Raw genomic sequence first — 19,957 nt, 5'->3', positions numbered from 1 at the left:
CGCCAAGCAGCCGCCACGCTGCGGACGGAGGTCGGGTAGTACCGGGTGCGAGTGGTCTGGCCGGATAGCGTTGGGATCGTGCCGAAGTCGTTGTCGATGAATGAGATCCGAGCCCGCGCTGCGCAGTTCACCCGTGACTGGCAGGACGAGCCCGGCGACGAGCGACAGCAAGCGCAGTCCTTCGTCCGGGATCTGCTCGGCGTGTACGGGATAACCCAGACCCGCGCGGCGTTCTACGAGAAGCGTGTCAAGCGCTCGTCGACCGGCTCGCGCGGATACATCGACGCGCTGATCCCTGGTCTCGCGCTGATCGAAATGAAGTCCGCCGGCAAGGATCTCGTCGCGGCTGAGCAGCAGGCGCTCGACTACATTGACGACCTTCCTGACCCGGAGGTTCCTCGGTGGGTAATCACGAGCGACTTCCGCCGGTTCCGTCTGCTCGATCTCCACGCTGAGAGCGAGGGTGTGCAGGAGTTCGCCCTGACCCAGATGCGGGATCGCGCTGACGTGCTCGCCTTCCTCGCCGGGTACGGTGAGCGCACCTTCGGATCGAAGGCGCAGGAGTCTGCGTCGATCAAAGCGGCAAAGCTGATGGCGTCCCTCTACGAGGCCCTCGAGGGGTCTGGGTACGACGATCACGAGGCGTCGGTGTTCCTGGTGCGCACCTTGTTCGCCCTCTACGCCGATGACGCCGGAGTGTGGGATCGCGATCTGTTCCTCGAGTTCCTCGAGACCCGCACCGCGACGGATGGTTCCGACCTCGGGCCTCAGCTGTCGTTGCTGTACCAGGTCATGGGACGTGAGCCGTCTCGTCGGCAGTCAAACCTCGACGAGCTAATCTCGCGATTCCCCTACGTCAACGGTGGAGTCTTCGAGGAATCGGTGTCGATCCCGTCGTTCGACGCAGGCATGCGTGACCGGCTGATCGCGGCTGCAATGTTCAACTGGTCGGCGATCTCGCCGGCCATCTTCGGCAGCCTCTTCCAGGCCGTCAAAGACAAGACCGCTCGGCGTGAGCTCGGCGAGCACTACACCACCGAGACCAACATCATGAAGGTCATCGGCCCGATGTTCCTCGATGAGCTGCGGCAGCGGTTCACGGACGGGTACCACGACACCGCCAAGCTCAAGAAGCTGCGTGCGGACATGGGGCTGATGCGATTCCTTGATCCGGCGTGCGGCTGTGGCAACTTCCTGGTGGTCGGCTACCGACAGATGCGAGCCCTCGATCTTGAGGTTCTGCTGCGGATCCAAGAGCTGTCCGGTGAGACGGCCCGCACAATGTTCTTCACCGAGGAGCACCTCGCCGTGCGGCTGTCGAGCTTCCACGGGATCGAGCTCGAGGAATGGCCCGCGCAGATCGCAGCGACGGCGCTGCACCTGGTGGAACACCAGGCAAACCAGGCGATGGAGCTGGCGCTTGGATCTGCACCAGATCCGCTGCCGCTGGACAAGATCAAGAGCATCGTCGTCGGCAACGCGCTGCGTGTCGACTGGGCAGCTGTCCTACAACCGACTGAGCACCTGTACATCATGGGCAATCCGCCCTTCCTCGGCCACGCCACCCGCTCGACCGAGCAAGCGCAGGAACTTCGCGACGTGTGGCGGAGGGACGACATCGGTCGGCTGGACTATGTCACCGGCTGGTACGCGAAGGCTCTCGAGCTGCTCGGCCGTCCCGGCTACCGAGGCGAGTTCGCGTTCGTCTCGACAAACTCGATCGCACAGGGAGAGCCGGTGCCAGCGCTCTTCGGCCCTGTGTTTGCCGCAGGGTGGCGCGTCAAGTTCGCGCACCGGACGTTCGCGTGGACCAGTGAAGCGCCCGGCGCTGCGGCAGTGCATTGCTCGGTGATCGGTTTTGACCGGCCGTCGAGGAAGAGAGCGCGGCTGTTCGACTACTCAGGAAACCTCAAGGGCGAGCCCGTCGAGATCCCCGTCGTGGATCAGCTCAACGGATACCTGGTCGACGGTCCCATTGTGCTAATCGATCAGCGGCGAAGCCCGCTGGCGTCGGCTCTCCCTCCGATGGTGTTCGGGAACATGGCTCGCGACGACGGCAATCTCCTGATCGAGCCGGCCGACTATGCGGAAGTGATGGCAGATCCGATCGCCGCGAAGTACGTCCGGCCGTTTGTCGGCGCCCGACAGCTCATCCACAACGAACCCCGGTGGTGCCTGTGGCTCGTGGATCTTGACCCCAGCGACATCGCCCGATCCCCGATACTCCGCGGGCGGCTGGATGCCGTGCGTCAGTTCCGCGCAGCGTCGAAGGCCGAGTCCACGCGACAGATGGCGGACACGCCGCACCTGTTCGGTCAAAGGTCGCAACCCGACACGCCCTATGTCTGTGTGCCGCGGCATGTGAGCGAGACACGCAAGTTCTTCCCGACCGCCCTGTTCACCCCTGATGTGATCTGCGGTGACGCGAACTTCAAGGCAGACGACCCAGACGGCCTCGCCTTCGCAGTGATCTCGTCGTCGGCATTCATCACCTGGCAGCGCACTATCGGCGGTCGCCTTGAGTCTCGTCTGCGCTTCTCGAGCACCCTGACGTGGAACACTTTCCCCTTGCCCGCCCTCACCGACACGCAGCGTGCCGCCATCATCGCCGGGGGGCAAGCCGTTCTGGATGCGAGAGCGCTACGCCCAGAACGCTCGCTCGCAGACCACTACAACCCCCTCGCGATGTCGCCCGAACTGCTCCGGGCGCATCGTGAGCTCGACACTGCTGTCGACAAGGCCCTGGGCCTGCGGGGGATAGCGACGGAGGCTGACCGACTGCGAGCGCTGTTCGCCAGCTATGCGAAGCTCACCACGGTCGACGAGCTCGCGATGCCGAAGAAACGTCCCCGCAAGGCGACAGCAGCGAGTGCGGCATCGTGAGCTGGCCGTACCCGACCGTCCGCGTCGATGGGACCGCGACGGTCGATGAGGAAGGGGAGAATCAGGTCTGCGCCTGTGGCAATGATTCGTGGACTCAGGACTGGCGGAGCGCCGATCGTCTTGGGCGTCTTGCCTTCGATGCTGCTGGTTCGGCCGACCCCGACGAGTTCGCGGTCTGCCCAGTGTGCGGCCGTGTGTATCCCAACGCTGCTCTGTTCCACGGCGCCGCGGCCGCGGTGGCTCGCTATGAGATCACTAGTTGTTGCGGGGCAGGACGTTCGTGACGGTTGCAAAGGACGTCCGCGCGGTCATGGGGATAGTTGTGGTCCGAGCCGTTCAAGGTAGTTCTTGATCAGCGTCTGGGCGTCGGTCTCGGAAAGCTGTCCTGTCATCACCAGTGTCCCGACTCCGTGGGCCAATGCCATCACTTCCAGGGCCAGGCGGCGTGCGGCTGTCGCGCTAAGACCACCGGACTCCAGGACGCCGGAAAGGTGGTCTTCAACGCCGCCCAGATGTCGCTGATATGCCTGCCCTGCCATGTCGGTGCCGGTAAGCGCCAGACCCTCCATGCAGACGCCGACCCGGTGGAAATCTTGGCTCGCCCGATCTGTTGGTAGTGCCTCGTCGTAGAAGCCTTTGATGACCTCGAGCGGCGACTCGTCTCCCTGCCGTCGGGTACGAGCCCGCCATCGTTCGACACTCTTGTCGGCAAGGCGGTCGAGCGTGGCGCTGAGGAGTTCGTCCTTGGTGCTGCCGTAATACTGAACGAGTCGGAGGGACACGTCTGCTTCGGCGGCGACGGCTCTCATGGTGACGGCGTTAAGCCCGCCACGGGCCAGGAGGCGCTCAACGGCCTCCATGATCTCGGTTCTGCGCGTCGACTCCGTCATCAAGACTCCTCACCATCTCCGCCGATGATACGCTCGTACCAAATGGTACAAGCGTATCAAGGAGGGGTATGTCTACATGGTTGCAACGGCTCGGGCTCTGGACGTCCTGTCTAGCTCAGCTGATCGTCGTGCTGGATGTCTCGGTGGTGAATGTCGCCTTGCCTTCGATCCAGGCCGACCTCGGACTCTCCGAGGTTGCCGCGTCGTGGGTGGCATTGGCCTACAGTCTTGGCTTCGCTGGATTGCTCCTGGTCGGCGCGAGGTTGGCCGATGTCGTGGGCACCGCGAGGCTGCTCGCCTGGAGCGTGGCGGCCTTCACCCTGGCGAGCCTCATCGGAGGTCTCGCGACGGAAGGCTGGGTGCTCATCGCCGCCCGTGCGGCACAGGGTGTCTCTGCCGCTGCGGCGTCTCCGGCTACGTTCACCTTGCTGACGACCACCCATGCCGAGGGCCCGGAACGAACGCGAGCTATCGCTGTCTGGACCGCAGTAAGCCTGGCTGGGGGCGGATTGGGCAACATCGCGAGCGGGTTGCTCACCGACCTGATCTCCTGGCGAGCCACCTTGTTGATCAACCTTCCCATCGGGGCCGGTGTCGTCATCGCGGCCCTCGTTCTCCACCGACGAACCACTGAACAGTGCAGCACGGGTCGCATCGACTTCATCGGTGCAGGGCTGGCAACAGCCGCATTCACGTGCGCCATATACGCTCTGTCCGTCGCAGGTGAGGGAGCCCCGGGTGGCCTTCTAGCCGTAGTGGGTTCGCTCGCGGTCGCGTTGTTCGTCCTGCTCTTCCTGCAGCAGCGCCGCACGTCCCACAGACTCGTGCCGAGCGATCTTGCACGAGACCGGCTCATCGTCCTCGGCAATATCGCGACCGCGTTGACCGGGGCATGCTTCCAAGTCGGACTGTGGTACTTCCTGACGTACCGGATGCAGACTCAGTTTGGCTATTCGCCGATCCAGGCCGGTCTGGCGTTCCTCCCTCTCACCGCCAGCATGCTGGTCGTGAACCTTTGGTGCACGCCGCGCCTGATGAAGCGACGCGCGCCCCGGGCGCTGATCGTGGCCGGTGTCGTCGTCGCCGTTCCCGGACTGCTCTGGCTGACAGTCGTCGACGGCGCGTCCTTCGCTGTCGCAGTCCTGGTTCCCACCGTCATGATTGGGATCGGCGGTGGCCTGATGAACACGCCGCTCGCCACGCTCGTCACCACGGGCGTTCGTCCTGAACATGCTGGCGCAGCCTCTGGCCTGATGAACACGGCGAAGCAGTTCGGCGGCGCGATCGGCCTCGCAGCCGCGACCGCCGCCGCCGCTATCGCGGGCACCGATAGAGCCGCCTTCGTCTTCATGTCAGTAGCGCTCCTTGCTGTGATCGCCACTGCGGCCGCAATCCCCGCCCAGCGCAGCGAGCCGCAGCCCGCCAAGACGACAAGGAGAACGTTGTGACTCACGCCAACGCGCCATTGAGTATCGAAGGCCGCCGCCGGCTGGTTGAGCGATGCAAGACCCGGCCGATCGCCCATGTGTCGGCCGAGATGGGAATCTCGCGGGCGTGCGCGTCGAAGTGGGTCAACCGGTGGCGATGTCACGGCGACGACGGACTTCAAGACCGCTCGTCGACTCCGCATCGGAGTCCGCACGCGACACCCGCCTGGGTCCTCGAGCGCATCGAGACCTGGCGGCGTGAACACAAATGGTCGGCCAATCGAATCACCTACGAACTCGTCGAGCTCGGATTCTCGATCAACCGCCGCACCGTCACCCGCCACCTGACCCAACTCGGTCTCGGCAGACGGAGGTTCATCGACCCCGGCGGAGAGAGCAACCGCAAGCCCGGGAAGATCAATGCACGCTGGCCCGGTCACATGGTGCACCTTGACGTGAAGAAGGTCGGCCGGATCCCCGATGGCGGCGGCTGGCGCACCCATGGCCGCGACAGCGATCAGGCCAAGACCGTCGAGCGCGCCAAGTCAGCTGGCGCGAAGCGTGGCTACACCTACCTGCATTCGGCCGTCGACGGATTCTCTCGGCTCTCCTACACCGAGCCGCTGCCCGACGAGAAGGGAGCCACCGCTGCTGCGTTCCTGGCCCGAGCCAAGGTCTGGTTCGCAGCGCACGGCATCACGCACATCCACCGGGTCGTCACCGACAACGGGGCCTGCTACCGCTCTGGTGACTTCGCCCGGATCGTCGGACGACGCACGCGACATCAGAAGACGAAGCCGTACACCCCGCGCCACAACGGCAAGGTGGAGCGCTACCAGCGAATCCTGGCCGAGGAGCTGCTCTACGCCCGCGAGTTCAATAGCGAGGATGCCCGCAATTCCGCGATCGCCGTCTGGAACATCCACTACAACTACCACCGCCCGCACAGCGGAACCGGTGGGCGGCCGCCAGCATCTCGACTTAGGGACGGCGTCACCAACGTTCAGCCCTCATACAACTAGTGCCGAGTTCATTGCTGCGCTACAGCGGTATGACCACGACGCCTACGGATCCGGCGGGTCGCTGACGAGCTGAGTCACGCGGTCGTCGTCGGCACGGGGCTGTCGGTGCGCCGGCATAGTGTTCGCTGTTGTGGTGCAGCACTGGTCTCCGATGTCTCAGCTGCAGGCGTCGCCGGAGCCGGGGATCTGGTACGTGTTCGACCACAGCAAGAGGATCGCGATCATCCGCCATGTCGAGATCCGCGGCCGTAGGCTGCTGCGTTCCGTGACGTTCGATCGCGATCCCGAGCGGCGAGTGTTGATCGGCTACTTCCCCGACGATGCAATGAGGCTCGCTGTCGAGTGCACCTGGTCGGAGTATGTGAGGGCGACTGGTCCACCGGTGAGCAATCGTCGATGATCGCGTGCCACCGGGGCAAGAGAAAACGGCACCCGGCCGGAGCGTGGAAATTGTCACATTCACCAACGATCCAACTGAGGAGGAGCCATCGCCCCGAGGGGCGGAAGGGAACCTGCTCAACAGCCGGGTGCCGCGCCTTAGTGTACCGCGCGGGGCGGTCAGAGCGGGGTGGATTGGAGGAGCTCGTCAGCGACTCGGTCGAGCAGCTGAGGGGTGAGCTGCTCGTGGCGTCCTGCGCGCTTTATGGCGTCGATCGTCGCGAGGATCGTGGTGTGCGCGTCCGGTGCAGAGGGGATGGTCTTCTGTGCCTGTCGGATGCGTGCGCTGAGCTCAAGGATCGCGGTCTCGTCGCGTTCATTGTTCGCGTAGCCGGCGGCGAGCTCGAGCGACTTGTGTAGCAGGCGGGTCTCGGTGGTGGTGAGCGGTGCGGTCATCGTGTCCTCGTGTTCAGGAGATCTGCGGTCAGTCGGGCGAAGCGTGTGTCGACGTCGCGCTGGTCGGGGAGATCGACGTCGGCCGCGATGGGTCGGGCGTCGTAGAAGTGGTGCCGGATGACGCGGCCCCGGTGGTCGACCAGGCCCTCACCCTCGCCCTCGATCGGCTCGAGCAGAGCGACGATGGTGACGGCGAGCTCGCGTGCTGTCGCGCGCTCCCGGATGAGGGCATGATCTCCGAGGCGCAGTGCCGGCCACGCAGTGAGCTCGGGGTCGGTCATGAGGGTGTTCCTTCCTTGCTTCTGGGGGAGGAGCGGCGTAGCCGCCGAGCGGATTTGGGGAGGGGTTCGTTGCGAGGCAGCTTCGCGAGGCGCCAGTCATCGCGGACGGCGATCGCGGCGGCGAAACAGGTCATGAGCGTGGGGTGGTGGTGGTTGGCGCATCCGGCGCGGGTCTGACATCCGAGGTCGTAGCCCTCGGGGCTGCCGTGGATGATCTGTCGAGCGACCTCGTCGGAAAGCATGGCCTGGTCCTCAGTCGAAGCTGGCGTCGATCAGGAGGTCGAGCGCGTCGGCGAGCTCACGGAGCCTGTAGCTGCGTCGACCGGCGATGACGTGGCCGAACAGGTTGACGAAGTGCAGCTCGCGAGTGGTGGTGTCGGCGACGGCGACGGTATGGACGTCGTGAGCGTCGATGTACTGCCAGCTGATGATGTAGTTGCGGCCGGCGACGTGCGCTTGAGCCCAGCGGAAAAGCAGTGCACCGAGCGGACCATCTTCGGATGCGCGGGTCGAGTAGGGGTCGGCTGGCACGATCGCGTCGACGGAATGGAAGCCGACAGAGGAGCGGGAGATCTCGTAGCTGTCCAGCGGGATGTCGAGGAAGAGATCGTTGTAACGGGTGCCGGTGTCATCGGTGATGACGATGTTGTTCAGAGTGCTCATCGTTGTCAGTCCTCTCGGGTGGGGGGTCATGCGGCGCAGCTGGCGAGCTGCGCGCGGAGCGTGGAGTAGTCGGCCGGGTTGACCGTCAGCTGGTAGGCGGTGAGGACGTCGACGAAGCGCGCAGCGTAGGCGCATCCGTAGTCCGCGTTCGGGGGCATCCATTCGGAGGGGCCGCGATCGCTCTTCGACTGGTTGGTGCTGCCGTCCGTGGCCTGCAGATTGAGAGGATCGTTGGCGAAGCGCTCACGCTGGGCCTCGTCCCATTCGTCGGCGCCCTGACGCCACCCCCACGCGAGCGGCACGACATGGTCGATCTGCACGAGCTCACTCGTGCCCTGGCCGCGCTCGAAGGCGATCGTGAGCCCGGTGTAAGGGTCGTGAAGCGTTCCGGTGAGGACGACGCAGTCGTGTGTGCCGGGCTTGGTGGTGATGTTCTCGAGCGCGGCCGCGAGTGCGTCGTTGCGCTGGTCACAGCCGTTGCGGTCGATGTCGGCCCAGCGTTGCCCGAACGCGTCACGGTCGTAGCTGTCCTGGTCGGCTGCATCGGCCACGACGAGCTGCTCGAGCTCATCGAGGGCTGCGGCGGCGTCCGCGGAGATCTCTGCGGTAGGCACAGGCACAGGCGCGGGCGCGGTGTCGGTGAGGTCGCTGACGCCGGAGGGCTGGCTGGTGATCGCGATCGCGCCAGCGAGCAGGGCGACGACAACAGCGCCGGCGGCGGAGGCGAGGCGTGTGGTTCGGCGGTTCATGAGTGGTCCGTTCAGAGGAAGAGGGCGGCGCCGAGTACGACGGCCGCGGCGACCGCGGCGACGCTGAGGAGAAGGGTGACGAGGAACTTGAGGCTGCGCCGTACCGTGCGCTCTGCGCGGCGTGCAGTGTCGACGGTGACGAGGATGCCGACGAGGCCGCCGCTGCCCAGCAGAAGGGGAGCGAAGTCGCGGGCGGTAGACAGGGCGAGATCCATGGGTTCCTCCGGGGTATTCGTCTAGGGGTATAGGTCGCAGTTCGGGGTGTTCGCGGACAGAGATTCTCGGGGGCGGGCATAGGCGAGCCCGCCCCCCGAGGGCTGTTACGCGGCCGCGGCCTGGTCGTCGGCGCCGAGCATGGCGTCGGCGATCGCGTTGACGGCACGGAGGACGTTGCCGGCGACGCTGCGGATGAGGTCGACGTCACCGCCGGCCCATCCTGCGACGTACCCGATCGACCACGCGGACGTGTCGAGTCCGAGGAGGCCACCGGCGCAGTACGCGACCGACTCGGCTTCGGTCTCGATCACTCCGCGGTGCTCGCGGGTGCTGCCCTCGTCGAAGTGCAGAAGTGCGTGACCGATCTCGTGCAGGAGGGTCTTGACGCGCATGGCCGGTGCCATCTTGCTGTCGACCCGGATCTGTCGGGCCTGGCCATCGGTGTACCCGTTGAGCCCGTCCTGTGCGATGTCCTCGAGCGCGACATCCCAGCCCTGCGCGGTGATGAAGTCGGCGAGCTGGTCGAAGAGGCCTGCGACGTCGTCGCCCTCGAGGTAGATGGCCGGCTGCTCGGGGAGCGGCTCGCCATCGGTGTCGCGGACGTCGAACACGGAGAGCACCGGGTAGATCACTCGACTGCTGGTGGACTCTTCTCCGGTGGCCTCGTCGACCTCGACGATCCGCTTGGTGGAGTAGCCGAAGATCTTGATCGACTTCGCGCCCTTGACGACGTGACGGCCGAGGGTCTCCCACTGGCGGTAGCCGAGGCAGTGGGTGCCGCCCTGCGCGAGGATGAGCATCTGGTTGGAGAACGAGCGCCGGCGGACGATGCGCGCGAAGCGCAGCCAGGCCTTCCAGTTCTCGCTCTCGGCCAGCGTGGCGACCTGTGCGGTGAGCTGCTCGTGGAGCGCCTCGGCCTGTGCGCGGCGCTCTTCCGGGGTGCGGCGGGTGGTGCCGCTGCGGCGGGTCTTGGTGGTCATGGTGTCCTCCCTCAGAGTGGACGAGTAGTGAATGTGACATTCACTAGTATGAGGCATTCGATATGCCCCGTCAACTCCGATTTGCACCCGCCTGCAGCGGGGGTCTCAGCCCGGAAGGATGTCGGTGGCGGCTTTGGGGTACGCGGTGCGCGGCAGCCCGATCGGCAGCCGGCGACGCTGGGAGCTGCTGCCAAGAGGGAAGGCGTATCGGAAGTTCCCCGGATGCCTGATCTTCGTGACATCGAGCGCGGCGAGCGCCTCGCGCAGCCAGGCTCGCGGGTCTTGCCCTGCGCGGCGGATGGGGGCGCCGAGCGAGACCAGGTGTCGCTCGGCGGCGTCGGCGCCTCGCTCCTGTCCTCTTACCTTGGACAGAGATCTCTCGGAGAGCACGAGGCCGCGGCGGGGGAGGTAGTTCAGGGTGCGTGCGGTGCTGCGGCCGAGGGCGATCGCGTTGACGCTTTGGTATATCCCGCCGATGTGGCCGGGCGAGGTCTGTTCGATGCGCTCGATTGTGGTGCCGTTGTCGAGGGTCTCGGTGATCTGTCGGCGCCGTGGCAAGGGGTCGGCGAAAGAGACGACGCCGCGGATGCCCCGGTCGTAGGCGTGGCGGAAAGCGCGTGCGAGGAACCAGGATTCGGCGTTCGCGGGTGTGTCGGTGAGTACGAATCGGCCGAGCTCGATGCTCTGTTCGTAGGGCTCGAGCGTGCCGAAGACGGAGCTGAGGACTCCTCTGCTCATCGGGGTGGAGAAGGTGGCGACGCCGACCAGTGCCATCTCGTCGACCATGGCGCCGTTGATGGGGAAGCGGTCGTCGCGGGTGAGCAGCCCGATCGAGAAGCGTGCTGCGGGGAAGGATGCTGCGTAGTGCTCGTCGATGACGAATGCTCGCGCGGCGGCTTCCGTGATCGGGGCCACCTGGTATAGACGGGGGTCGAACCCGCCTTCGGAGATGTGGCGCCACGAATGGGCGCCGCGAGACCAACGCTGGCAGTAGTCGCTCGCGGGGGAGGAGGGCGGCTCGGCCGGCATGAGTACCGGCCGAGCGTTCAGGGTGGGCATGAGGTCAGATCTGCGCAGCGATCGCGCGGAGCTGCTCGTCGACGTCGGGGGCGACGTCGATCCACTCACCGGTCCTGGGGTGCAGCCCGACGATGAGCGCGGTGCTGAACAGCAGTGCGCTGCGGCCGTGCTCGGTCAGGTAGAGCGAGGCGAGCAGGTTCGGCTCTGTGACCTTGAGACCGGCTTCCTCGTCGACGAGCAGTGCGTGGCCGTTGGTCAGGCGGAGCTCTGCGACCCAGCCGCCGATCTCGCGCTGGTAGTCGGGCAGCTCGTCGATGCGGATGGTGTCGATCTCGCCAGCGGGGGTGATCTTGATGGCCGTTGTCATGGAGTCCTCCTCAGATCAGAACGGTAGTGAATGTGACATTCACTGATGGTACGCGGGCGACGTACCCTCGTCAACCGCCGTGGACTAGAGGAGTGCTGAGTCGACGCGGCAGCACTTCTGCTGCGCATAGGGGCGTTCACTCAGCGGCATCCAACCCGGTTCCCTTCGCCGAATGAGCCGGGGATGCCCGGCTTCCCCCTCCGTGGTCATGTGGGGGCCGGCGTTGGTCCAGCAGTTCTGCGCGCGCGTCTCGCACCACAGCGCGAGCCGCGCTTCGCGGGGGAGGCAGGCACGATGTGTCCACCAGGCGCGCTTCTCGCCGTAGGGTCCGAACTGGTGGCCCTCGCTGTGCGCGATCGCGTCGTGGACGGCGCGGAAGACGTCGTTGGCGAGCATCGGCGCCCGCTCGCCCGTGGGCAGGGTGACCGTAACGCTGCGAGCCATCGGATGATCCGGCGGAAGGGCCCCCTCGCTGTGCTGCGAGACCTCGGTGCGGAAGTAGAACAGGTGCTTGTTCTCGCGGAGATCGGCCAGCATCGCGGCAGAGTCGGCGTAGGGTTGCTCGGTCTCGCCGTGCCAGGGCTCGAAGGTGTAGCCGGCTTCTGTGAGCATGTCCCACTGAGCGCCGATGTGCTGCCGCAGTGATCGGTAGGAGCGGGCGACCTGCGGGTGCGCGGGCTCGTGCGGTGCGGCCGCGTATGCCCTCGCTGCAGCGATGTCGTCGAGCTCGGTCAGTCGGGGGATCGGCGTGCGCTGTGGGAAACCGTGCGCATCGGCGTACCGCTCTCTGAGCGACTGGATCTCCTTGATCGGCTGGTGGTGACGGTAGCTGTCGTTGCCGGGCACGAAGGCAACGTGCGCTCGAGCGAAGGTGGGTTCTGTTCCGAGACGGGCGGCGATCGCGTTCACGGCGGATGCCGGCAGCGGATACTCGGCGGGTTCCGCGATCTCGAGCTTGCCGTCATAGAGCCTGCCTCCCGGTGCGCCGGCGGCGCGGAGAATGTCGAGGGTCTCCTGGACCTGCTGCTGCGAGCCGGTGCCGGCGGCGAAGCTGTAGACCCGGTCGGGGCCGTCAGCGTCGAAGTACCCGGCCATGATGCTGTCCTGCTCATACCGCCCCGCCAGCTCGCCGGCCCAGTCGGTGACCTGCTCGAAGCTGTCCGCGTGGACGATGTAGGCGCCTGCAGGCTCCGACGTGCCCTCCCAGAGCCCGTCCGCGTGCTGCAGCTCGGAGATCTCGATCCCGTGACGTTCCGCGGCCGCGCGCAGGGTGTCTTCGTACTCGATCCACTCGTCGGTGTCCCAATAGCTGGGGCGCGAGCTCATCCGCATCAGCTCGCCCGAGACCGGCCGGAACGGGGTCGCGCCGATGAAGGCCTCAAGCTGCTTCTCGGCGTTCCGCTCGCGCTTCTCGGCGCGGCGACGCCGCTGCCCTTCGGCCGTCGACGACGGGCACCGCCGCCCTCCGTGGTCGATGTCGTCGCACATGGCCTCTCCCGTTCGTCTGCTGGGTATAGGCCGGGGTTGGGGGTGTTCGCGGACAGAAATCGGGGCCCCGCCGGTCGGCAGGGCCCCGATGAGGGCGGCATGGTCAAACGTCAGCCGTTGAGCTCCTCCCACACCTGGTAGGCGCGGTGAAACTCCGGGCTGTCATCGTCGCCGTCACGCACGAGCTGGTCGAGGTACTCGTCGAGCTCAGCCTGGGAGAGCTGGCGGGGATCCTTCATCCTTCGGCTCCCGCCTCGGCAGGCGGGCAACTGCACCGTGCACGCGGCCGCGAACCGTTCCAGTTCCCGACGTAGAACAGCGCGCACGGCCATTCGTGCTCGCCGCGGCGCCGCAGCCTGGGGACGGTCACCGTGAGCTCGCTGCCCAGGCTCAGCGCGTCCATGATGTCGTCCGCGATGTAGCCGGCCTCCTCGTCCGCCTCGTCCGTGTGCTGCTGGATCGTGCGCACGATCGTTGCGCGCACGTCCAGCGTGACGGTCGGCGATGCCTCGTTCATCGGGTGTCCTCGTCGGGGTCCACACGCTGGATCGCCTCGTGCAGGCGGGCCAGTCGGTCCTCTCGCACGATGATGACGAAGACCACCGCAATGCCGGCAAGAGGCAGGAGCACGATCGGGGCGGGGACCACGATCACCACGCCGACAGCGAGCAGCACGATCGGCAGGACCACCCTCAGCGTTGCGCGGCGGTGCTGACCGAGCTCGTTCCTGATGCGATCCTTGATGACCCCGTCCTGCTGTGCGAAGGCGGTGGCCGGGTCCGAGGAACGCAACATGCTCCGGATTGCGCGAGTTGTCCACTCGCTCAGCGTGCGCTGATGCCGATCCCTACTACTCTCACGCCCGGTCATCGCGTGTACTCGCTCGGGGACGGGATCGGCAGGTCAGGATCGCGGATCTCGTACTGCCGGTCCTCCACGTAGGCCGCGTACTCGTCTGCGAAGTCGTATGCCTCGGCCTCGCTGTGCCCTTCCTGGCGCGCATGATCGAACGCGCTCCGCCACGGCTGACCGGTCGAATCGAGCGGCGGGTACAGGCGGTCGATCAGCACCTGATTCGCAGCGTCGTCGATCCTTCCGCGAGCCTCGGCGTCGGCGATCGCTCTCGCAGTCGCATGTGTGCCGTCTCGCAGCCGCGACAGATCACTCGAAGAGGGCACCACCCGCGCATAGGTGCAGTCGTCCCACCGGCAGTAGGTGGTCGTCTCCTCTGGCGTGAGCGGGCGGGGAGTGACGCTCACCAGCGCGGCGCCGCGTCCGCACACGGGGCATCGTCGAGCCTCCGCGCTGCGGACACCAACGCCGCGGCGATGGGCTGTGTTGTTCCGGCGCTCGGTCATCGCTCGCTCCCGCTCTCGTTGGGCGGGTTGGTGATGATGAACCCTGTGCCGGCGTCGGGCTGGTCCTGGCGCAGTCCGACGATCTCGGTGTCGGTCGCGTCGGTGTCGTTGAGGGTCTGAGCGAGCAGGTCGGCGTACTCGTCCGCGGTGAGTGCCTGGACCGCGGCGGCGTCGGTGACGTCGACGGGCTTGCCGTTGACGTGGAAGATGCGGGTCATGGGGTTCTCTCCTGCTGATGCGTCGTGGTGTCCATCCTCGTCGTGGGTCAGCGGAGGTCGAGCTCGACGCTGTCGGCCTCGAGGTCGGGGATGGTCTGGGCAGGGTGGCTGAACGTGACAGCCGGGCCGTGGACGATTACACGGTCGCCGCGGTGGGTCGTCAGCCGGAGCATCTCGGCGAGGATCCCGTTGGCGTGGACGTTGTATGAGCCGGCGTCGGTCTCGACGCGGAACCCTACGCGCGCCTGACGGTCGGTGAGTCGGCGGACGAGGGTGAGCGGTGTGCGGACGGTTCCTGCGATGGTGACCGCGGTGCCCGTGGGGGCTGCGGCCTGGGTGATGGTCATGGCCTGTCTCCTCAATCAAATAGTGAATGTGACATTCACTGACTATACGCCTGCGAGTCTGGTAGGGGAACCCCCGTGCCTGACTGTGCCGCAGGCCCTTCTTGCTGGGTATAGGCCGGTCTTGGCGCTGTTCGCGGACACCCGAGTTGCGAAGATCGGTGAGGTTAGTCGTCGATGCTGCTGTCGGGTTCGTCACACGCGCCACTGTTGATGGCATCGACGCCGGCTTTCGTGAGCACCCAGCCGGGTTCGACCCATGAGTAGCGCTCGATCAGACCGCGCCTGCGGAGAGACTGGATGGTGCCACCGGGAATCCCCAGGCCTGTCGTATCGAGGTAGCTGGCGCCACCGGAGGGGGACCGGCCATCGGCGATCATCCGCATGGTGACCCGCTGCGACCAGTTCAACGGCGGGGCCTTCTTGCGGCGGTTGAGCTGTCGATGTCAGGCGGAACGTGCGAGCTGCGCAGCGGAGGCGGTCGGCTGCAGCGCGAGGAGCCGCTGCGCCTTCGCTGCTTCGATCTCGCCCGGCAGCTCTCCCTTACGAGCGCCGGAGCGGCCGTAGAGAAGGACTTTCACGCCGGTCTTGGAGGCCTGCGCTCGGTCGGCGATCTCGAGGATGGTCATGCCGGAGGCCATCAGTTGTCGGACGTGCCGGCGAACGGGGTCAGCGGGCACGCGCGGGGCCTGCGGGGCGATGCCGGCTTCCCGCCGCCGGCGTCGCTCTTCGGTCAGCGATGCGTCGGCGCAGGAGATCTCGGCAGGGCATTGATCTCGGTCCTTGCAGCCGAGCTGGTAGCCGTAGGCGGTCCCGTGGTGTTCGGCCGGGATGCTCTGTTCCTTCCGGTTTGCCATCCACTGCCGGTGATACTCGCGGCCCGCCTCGATGCACTCCGGTCGATCGCAGCCACGCGCCCGGCAGGCGTTGGTGCCGTGCGGCTGCAGCTGCCGCGGTCGGGAGACGCGAGGGGCCCGCGGGGTCTGCGGCCGCGGCATCCGCGGCCTGGCCGGCGGTGCCGGGCGATCATGCTTCGCGAGCTCGTCGACTGCTGCCTGATGCCTGGCGGTGGCGTCCTGCAGAGCACGCTCGATCACGCCGCCGACCGATAGGCCGCTTCCGGCGGCGATGGTGGCCGTCTTGAGCGTCTCGACCGCGGAACGCAGCTGGACGCGCAGATCCCGGTGGTCGCTGCGCCACTGTGCGAGCTCGTCGACGTGACGATCCAGCGCTGCTTCGTAGCCGTCGACCGTCTCCGCGAACGTGCTGGCACGCTCGACGGGGAGCGTCTCGGCCGCGAGGCGGGCCTTGTCGATCCACTGATAGCCAGGATGCGTGCGCGTCCTCAGCAACGTCGGTCGCGGGGTCGCGATCCTCAGCGGCGCCGTCTTCGGCGGGCGGGCGGGCCGTGCTGTCGGTGTGCGCTTCGAGGCCTGCTTGGGTCGGCGGGGCTGCGTGGCTTCGGCCGCGGCCCGGCGCTCTTCTCGAGCGGCGATCTTGTCACGCTGCCGGGACTGGTCGCGTGCGGCTGCGTCGCGCTCGAGGATCTCCGCAAGGGGCGTGCCGGCGTCGATGAGCTTCGCGAAGGAGAAGTCGCCGGCATAGCGGGTGTGGATGGTGCGGCAGGGGATGAGCGCGGGGCACGCTGCAGTGCGGCATCCGCGGCGGTACCCGTCCGGGGTGCCGTGCGGGAAGCTGTCGTCGAGCAGGTCGAGGGTGGACATCACGTTCGGCCTCAGTAGCGCAGGAGCTTCGCGGTGACGAGCGACAACAGCGCCGCCCGTTGCGGAGAGTTGAGGCGGGAGAAGTGCGCGCCCAGGGTGTCCAGTGCTGCGGTGAACTCGGCAGGCAGCCCGTCGAGATCCCGCTTGACGCGCCGCTCGTTCGCGTCGCGCTGCGCCTCGGCCTGATCGGTCACACGCCACTCGTCGGTGGCCGCGCGGTCGGCATAGGCGCCCGTGATCCGTGGCGCATGCAGCCCGCGGGTGTAGAGCGAGTTCGGCTCGTCGATCGGGCGAGTGATCGTGATGATCGCGCCGACCGGCGCCGACGTGTACGGCTTGTACGAGCCGAGCTCCTTGTCGGAGATCTCGCCGTCGACGAGCGTGCGGTACCAGTGCGCGAGCTTGCCATTGCCCGCCTGCCTGCGCCCGACGTAGACGACATCCTCAGTGACGGTCTCTGCCGATTCGCTCATGGGCGATCTCCTCAATCAATCAGAAAGTAGTGAATGTGACATTCACTGATACTAGAGAGGTTGCAGCGTTCTCGCAACCGTCGTCGTCGTCGTCGCCGAAAGTCGAGAGCGCTGCCTGTCGGCGGGCACGGTGCGCATGGGCTCATCACGAGGCGCTTCGATCTCGAAGCCGCACGCGCCGCAGCTGTGCAGTCCGACGCCATCGACGTCGTCGGATGGGATGTACATGGTGGTGGGCTCTTCGCACATCAGGCAGCGCATGGTGATCTCCGATCGTGTGGTCAGGCGGTAGCCGCCGGGGTGATCTGCTCGACGGTGGCTGAGTAGCCGCGGTGGGAACCCCAGGCGGCGGCGATGCGGTCGGCGACGTCGCGGTCTTCGCCGAGGTAGGGGCGGTATCGCTTGCCTCGCGGGTCGGTGATGACGACCTGGACGACGCCGGAGGGCTCGCGCACGGTGACTCGGGCAGCAGGGATTGGGTGGGCGTGGACGCGGCCGGCGATGATGAAGGTCGGGTACAGATCGCGTGCGAGCTCGGGGGAGCGGAACACGTCGTGGACCCATGCCGTGATGGCGATCGCGCCGGCAGGACTGAACCCGATGAGGCGGGCGGGGAGCTGCTCGAGCCCGGAGCGGACGAAGTAGTGCTCGTCGACGAGTATCGGCGCCGGCGGATGCAGAGACCGCTCGTCGTGGGCGGGGTAGATCGTCAGGCTGGTGCGGCTGTTCATGAGGCGCTCGTTCATGCGGTGCGGCGGATGCCTACGGCGATGATGTGCGCCTTGGTGGGACGGGAGTAGAAGCCGAAGCTGTCGTCGTCGTCCGAGGCGGAGACGGTTGCGGTGAATGCGACGACGTCGCCGCGCGTCGCGGAGGAGATCTCGGAGGGCTTGGTGCCCCACACGCGCCAGCCTTCGCCCTGGACGAGGATCTTGACGGTGATGCCCCACTGGGTGTCGGTGGTCTTGGTTGCGAGGATCTCACCCTGGATGAGGGTGCGTCCCGTGGGGACGGGGCGGCGCGCTGCCAGCTCGCGCTCGAGCTGCTCGAGCAGCTCGTGGGCAGTGCGGACCTCATCGGCGTCGAGGGTGCCGGTGGAGTCCTCGAGCGAGTCGAGGAGGTAGCCGATCTTCTCGCGCAGCGGGTTGCCCTCCCGGATGCTCAGATGAGCTTCGGTGATCTGGTCGCGCAGGCCGGGGTGCTCGGCCTCGAAGGCAGCGCGACGGGCGGTGATCGCGCGCGTCGTGTCGATGTGCTCGGCGTGCGCCTTCGCGTGGGCGCGGGCGGTGGCGCGAGCGCTGCTGACGAGCCGGCTGCGAGTGCCGGTGCCGTGGCAGTCGAAGCAGATCGGGCGACCGTGGCCATCGGTGAAGTGGGTGGGCCCGGTGTACAGGCCGGTGCCGATGCACTTGCCGCAGGTGTCGGTGATCCGCTCGGAGCCCTTGCGGCCGGGGAAGGGGTCGACGTAGAAGTCGTGCCAGTCTGCCGGTGCGGTGGTGTCGATGCTGTCCATGGGATCCTCCGATGCGTCTGTGGGTATAGGCCGCGGATCGTTCTCTTCGCGGACATGAAGGGGAAGGTGCGGGGGCGGCTATGTCACGGAGCCGCCCCCGCGGCGGCGACCTGGTTGGGAGGACGGCGGTCGCCGTGAGGGACGGAGCGAAGAGCGCGGCGAGCGCTCGTCAGGCTGCGGTGTGGCGCCTGTCCCTGGGAGGGGAACGGCGTTGCGCGGTTCCCCTGGCTGTGGGTCTGTGGGGTCTCCCTCTACTCAGTTAGTAGTGAATGTGACATTCACAGAGTAGGGGGTTTCTGCGTGCGGGTCAAGCGTCGATCTTGTAGGGATCTTTCTGAAATGTCCATTTCGCAGTTGAAATGTCCACGCGATGTCCATATGGTTCGGACGCCGGCCGACCGTCGCGATCATGTGGGCGGCGGTTTCACAGCGCCTCAGCTTCTCTGCTGGATCGCGGCTAGCGCCCGGGTATTGTCGGCACGATGCCGTTGCCGCGTATCCGTTGTTGAAGGGGTGAGTATGTCTGCTGTTGTTGCGCGACTTGACGTGGACCTCACGGATATTGAGTGCATTGTGAAGGTCACGCGGCCACTGGTCGGAGTACCGGACTCCGTGAACTGGACGGAGTTGCCGTCGGGCGTCGCGAAGATCTCCGCTGACGCGACGTTGTACATCTTCGATGACGACGACGAGGGGGAGCCGGAGCGTCGTGTCATCGCGCGCGCTACTGCGTACACCGTCGACCTCGACCGGGTGGGTGACGTCGTTGACGTGTTCGATCAAGTAGGCGGCGAAGCATTCGAGATCACCGAGTCGATTCTCGGTGATGAGAACGTCTTCGAGTGGCTCGACTCCCGCGATCCGCTGGTTGGCGAGCAGGTGTCGCAGCTCGTGATCGTCGAGGGCGTCTTTGTGGAGCCACCGTACCGGGGTCAGCGCCTTGGTCCACGTCTGCTCACGACGCTGGTGGAGACGGTGACCGGCACGGGGAGGGAGACTCTCATCGTTCTCCGCGCGCAACCGGTGCCGTGGGAGCACCTGTCCGAGATCGAGTTTCGGCGCTCCCGAAAGAAGGTCGCTGCGTCGTACGAAAGCGTCGGGTTTGCGCACTTCCGGGACAACATCTATTGGCGTCACAACGCGTTCGTCGGGACCGAGAACCTCGAGGCGTGAGTCACGCCCCCGGGTATTTGGGAACCTTCAGGTCGACCTCCCCGGCCAGGTGGCGAGCGTCGTCGGGCGGGTCCAGTTGCGGCGGGCGGTGCGCTCCGTGGTGAGATCGTGCGGAGCGGCAACGATCCACACGGTCGCTTCCCGCGTCGATCAGATCCGACGAGCCCTCACTGACTATCACCACGATGGCTCACCAACGTCTACGACGAAGACAACCCGGCCGGATCCTCCACCACACCAGGGGACAGGACCTGTGAGGGCCGCGTCCGTTTGAGTGGTGGTCTTTCGCTTCGTTGCGATGATCAGCTGTCGTTAGTTTAGGCGGCGGTGATCT

Annotated in this window: 27 protein-coding genes; 5 read left to right on the top strand and 22 right to left on the bottom strand. The window is 66.5% G+C overall.

The genetic code is table 11. From position 1 onward, the window contains the following. Positions 1-78: 78 nt before the first annotated feature. Positions 79-2,883 (top strand): DNA methyltransferase, encoded by a 2,805-nt coding sequence (locus LL239_RS15735; RefSeq protein ID WP_228164380.1) that lies wholly within the window; start codon positions 79-81, stop codon positions 2,881-2,883. A 308-nt stretch (positions 2,884-3,191) separates the two neighbouring features. On the opposite strand, the gene LL239_RS15730 is transcribed toward LL239_RS15735, so the two are convergent. Then, positions 3,192-3,773, bottom strand: coding sequence for a TetR/AcrR family transcriptional regulator (locus LL239_RS15730; protein WP_228164379.1), 582 nt, complete (start codon positions 3,771-3,773; stop codon positions 3,192-3,194). Between the two features lie 68 nt (positions 3,774-3,841). Between LL239_RS15730 and LL239_RS15725 the strand changes: the two genes are divergently transcribed. From LL239_RS15725 to LL239_RS15715, 3 genes are all read left to right on the top strand, one after another. Then, positions 3,842-5,221, top strand: coding sequence for an MFS transporter (locus LL239_RS15725; protein ID WP_228164378.1), 1,380 nt, complete (start codon positions 3,842-3,844; stop codon positions 5,219-5,221). Continuing rightward, entirely contained in the window at positions 5,218-6,222 is a 1,005-nt protein-coding gene (locus LL239_RS15720) for an IS481 family transposase (RefSeq protein ID WP_228164377.1), read from the top strand. The genes LL239_RS15725 and LL239_RS15720 overlap by 4 nt, the downstream gene beginning before the upstream one ends. Positions 6,223-6,373: 151 nt before the next feature. Beyond that, a complete protein-coding gene (locus tag LL239_RS15715; protein WP_043341029.1) occupies positions 6,374-6,622 on the top strand; it encodes a hypothetical protein in 249 nt (82 codons plus the stop codon). Between the two features lie 158 nt (positions 6,623-6,780). Here the strand turns inward: LL239_RS15715 and LL239_RS15710 are convergent, their stop codons facing one another. From LL239_RS15710 to LL239_RS15615, 21 genes are all read right to left on the bottom strand, one after another. Beyond that, the gene (locus LL239_RS15710) at positions 6,781-7,056 is read right to left on the bottom strand and encodes a hypothetical protein (protein ID WP_005052758.1); all 276 of its coding nucleotides are present in this window, start codon (positions 7,054-7,056) and stop codon (positions 6,781-6,783) included. Then, positions 7,053-7,337, bottom strand: a complete 285-nt coding sequence (locus LL239_RS15705; protein WP_005052760.1) for a hypothetical protein — start codon at positions 7,335-7,337, stop codon at positions 7,053-7,055. Before LL239_RS15705 ends, LL239_RS15710 begins: the two co-directional genes overlap by 4 nt. Further along, positions 7,334-7,579 (bottom strand): hypothetical protein, encoded by a 246-nt coding sequence (locus LL239_RS15700; protein WP_005052762.1) that lies wholly within the window; start codon positions 7,577-7,579, stop codon positions 7,334-7,336. Before LL239_RS15700 ends, LL239_RS15705 begins: the two co-directional genes overlap by 4 nt. A gap of 10 nt (positions 7,580-7,589) precedes the next feature. After that, positions 7,590-8,000 (bottom strand): hypothetical protein, encoded by a 411-nt coding sequence (locus tag LL239_RS15695; protein ID WP_005052764.1) that lies wholly within the window; start codon positions 7,998-8,000, stop codon positions 7,590-7,592. A 26-nt stretch (positions 8,001-8,026) separates the two neighbouring features. After that, on the bottom strand, positions 8,027-8,749 hold the full coding sequence (locus tag LL239_RS15690; protein ID WP_005052767.1) for an HNH endonuclease family protein: 723 nt from the start codon (positions 8,747-8,749) through the stop codon (positions 8,027-8,029). Between the two features lie 11 nt (positions 8,750-8,760). Continuing rightward, the gene (locus LL239_RS15685) at positions 8,761-8,964 is read right to left on the bottom strand and encodes a hypothetical protein (RefSeq protein WP_005052768.1); all 204 of its coding nucleotides are present in this window, start codon (positions 8,962-8,964) and stop codon (positions 8,761-8,763) included. Between the two features lie 105 nt (positions 8,965-9,069). After that, positions 9,070-9,945 (bottom strand): ArdC-like ssDNA-binding domain-containing protein, encoded by an 876-nt coding sequence (locus LL239_RS15680; RefSeq protein ID WP_062633409.1) that lies wholly within the window; start codon positions 9,943-9,945, stop codon positions 9,070-9,072. Positions 9,946-10,050: 105 nt separating this feature from the next. Continuing rightward, positions 10,051-11,004, bottom strand: coding sequence for a Mom family adenine methylcarbamoylation protein (locus LL239_RS15675; protein ID WP_139833212.1), 954 nt, complete (start codon positions 11,002-11,004; stop codon positions 10,051-10,053). A gap of 4 nt (positions 11,005-11,008) precedes the next feature. Next, positions 11,009-11,332 carry a DUF3846 domain-containing protein gene (locus LL239_RS15670; RefSeq protein ID WP_005052776.1) on the bottom strand — a complete coding sequence of 108 codons (324 nt, stop codon included), beginning with the start codon at positions 11,330-11,332 and terminating at the stop codon, positions 11,009-11,011. 84 nt (positions 11,333-11,416) lie between these two features. Beyond that, positions 11,417-12,820, bottom strand: coding sequence for a hypothetical protein (locus LL239_RS15665; protein ID WP_005052778.1), 1,404 nt, complete (start codon positions 12,818-12,820; stop codon positions 11,417-11,419). 110 nt (positions 12,821-12,930) lie between these two features. Further along, entirely contained in the window at positions 12,931-13,059 is a 129-nt protein-coding gene (locus LL239_RS17880) for a hypothetical protein (RefSeq protein WP_005052780.1), read from the bottom strand. Beyond that, positions 13,056-13,337: a hypothetical protein gene (locus LL239_RS15660; RefSeq protein WP_005052783.1), complete on the bottom strand. Its 282-nt coding sequence runs from the start codon at positions 13,335-13,337 to the stop codon at positions 13,056-13,058. Before LL239_RS15660 ends, LL239_RS17880 begins: the two co-directional genes overlap by 4 nt. Beyond that, on the bottom strand, positions 13,334-13,615 hold the full coding sequence (locus LL239_RS15655) for a hypothetical protein (RefSeq protein WP_228164376.1): 282 nt from the start codon (positions 13,613-13,615) through the stop codon (positions 13,334-13,336). The genes LL239_RS15660 and LL239_RS15655 overlap by 4 nt, the downstream gene beginning before the upstream one ends. A gap of 71 nt (positions 13,616-13,686) precedes the next feature. Beyond that, the gene (locus LL239_RS15650; protein WP_043341034.1) at positions 13,687-14,103 is read right to left on the bottom strand and encodes a hypothetical protein; all 417 of its coding nucleotides are present in this window, start codon (positions 14,101-14,103) and stop codon (positions 13,687-13,689) included. Between the two features lie 71 nt (positions 14,104-14,174). Continuing rightward, a complete protein-coding gene (locus tag LL239_RS15645) occupies positions 14,175-14,396 on the bottom strand; it encodes a hypothetical protein (RefSeq protein ID WP_005052790.1) in 222 nt (73 codons plus the stop codon). Positions 14,397-14,443: 47 nt separating this feature from the next. Next, positions 14,444-14,743 carry a hypothetical protein gene (locus LL239_RS15640; protein WP_062633405.1) on the bottom strand — a complete coding sequence of 100 codons (300 nt, stop codon included), beginning with the start codon at positions 14,741-14,743 and terminating at the stop codon, positions 14,444-14,446. A gap of 164 nt (positions 14,744-14,907) precedes the next feature. Continuing rightward, positions 14,908-15,150: a hypothetical protein gene (locus tag LL239_RS15635; RefSeq protein ID WP_005051904.1), complete on the bottom strand. Its 243-nt coding sequence runs from the start codon at positions 15,148-15,150 to the stop codon at positions 14,908-14,910. A 36-nt stretch (positions 15,151-15,186) separates the two neighbouring features. Next, positions 15,187-16,464 carry a hypothetical protein gene (locus LL239_RS15630; protein ID WP_005051902.1) on the bottom strand — a complete coding sequence of 426 codons (1,278 nt, stop codon included), beginning with the start codon at positions 16,462-16,464 and terminating at the stop codon, positions 15,187-15,189. An 11-nt stretch (positions 16,465-16,475) separates the two neighbouring features. Next, positions 16,476-16,937, bottom strand: a complete 462-nt coding sequence (locus LL239_RS15625; RefSeq protein ID WP_005051901.1) for a hypothetical protein — start codon at positions 16,935-16,937, stop codon at positions 16,476-16,478. A gap of 281 nt (positions 16,938-17,218) precedes the next feature. Continuing rightward, the gene (locus tag LL239_RS15620; RefSeq protein ID WP_062633397.1) at positions 17,219-17,668 is read right to left on the bottom strand and encodes a hypothetical protein; all 450 of its coding nucleotides are present in this window, start codon (positions 17,666-17,668) and stop codon (positions 17,219-17,221) included. Between the two features lie 11 nt (positions 17,669-17,679). After that, positions 17,680-18,450: a hypothetical protein gene (locus tag LL239_RS15615; protein ID WP_228164375.1), complete on the bottom strand. Its 771-nt coding sequence runs from the start codon at positions 18,448-18,450 to the stop codon at positions 17,680-17,682. Between the two features lie 339 nt (positions 18,451-18,789). Here LL239_RS15615 and LL239_RS15610 point away from each other — a divergent pair, with 339 nt between their 5' ends. Continuing rightward, complete coding sequence (locus tag LL239_RS15610; protein WP_228164374.1) at positions 18,790-19,623, top strand: hypothetical protein; 834 nt, start codon at positions 18,790-18,792, stop codon at positions 19,621-19,623. The last annotated feature ends 334 nt before the right edge of the window (positions 19,624-19,957 follow it).

The sequence above is a fragment of the Microbacterium testaceum genome, from assembly GCF_020781835.1.
GTDB lineage: Bacteria > Actinomycetota > Actinomycetes > Actinomycetales > Microbacteriaceae > Microbacterium > Microbacterium testaceum_H.
The sequence above is the reverse complement of the archived record's forward strand: the minus strand, read 5'-3'. Positions and strand labels throughout refer to the sequence as shown.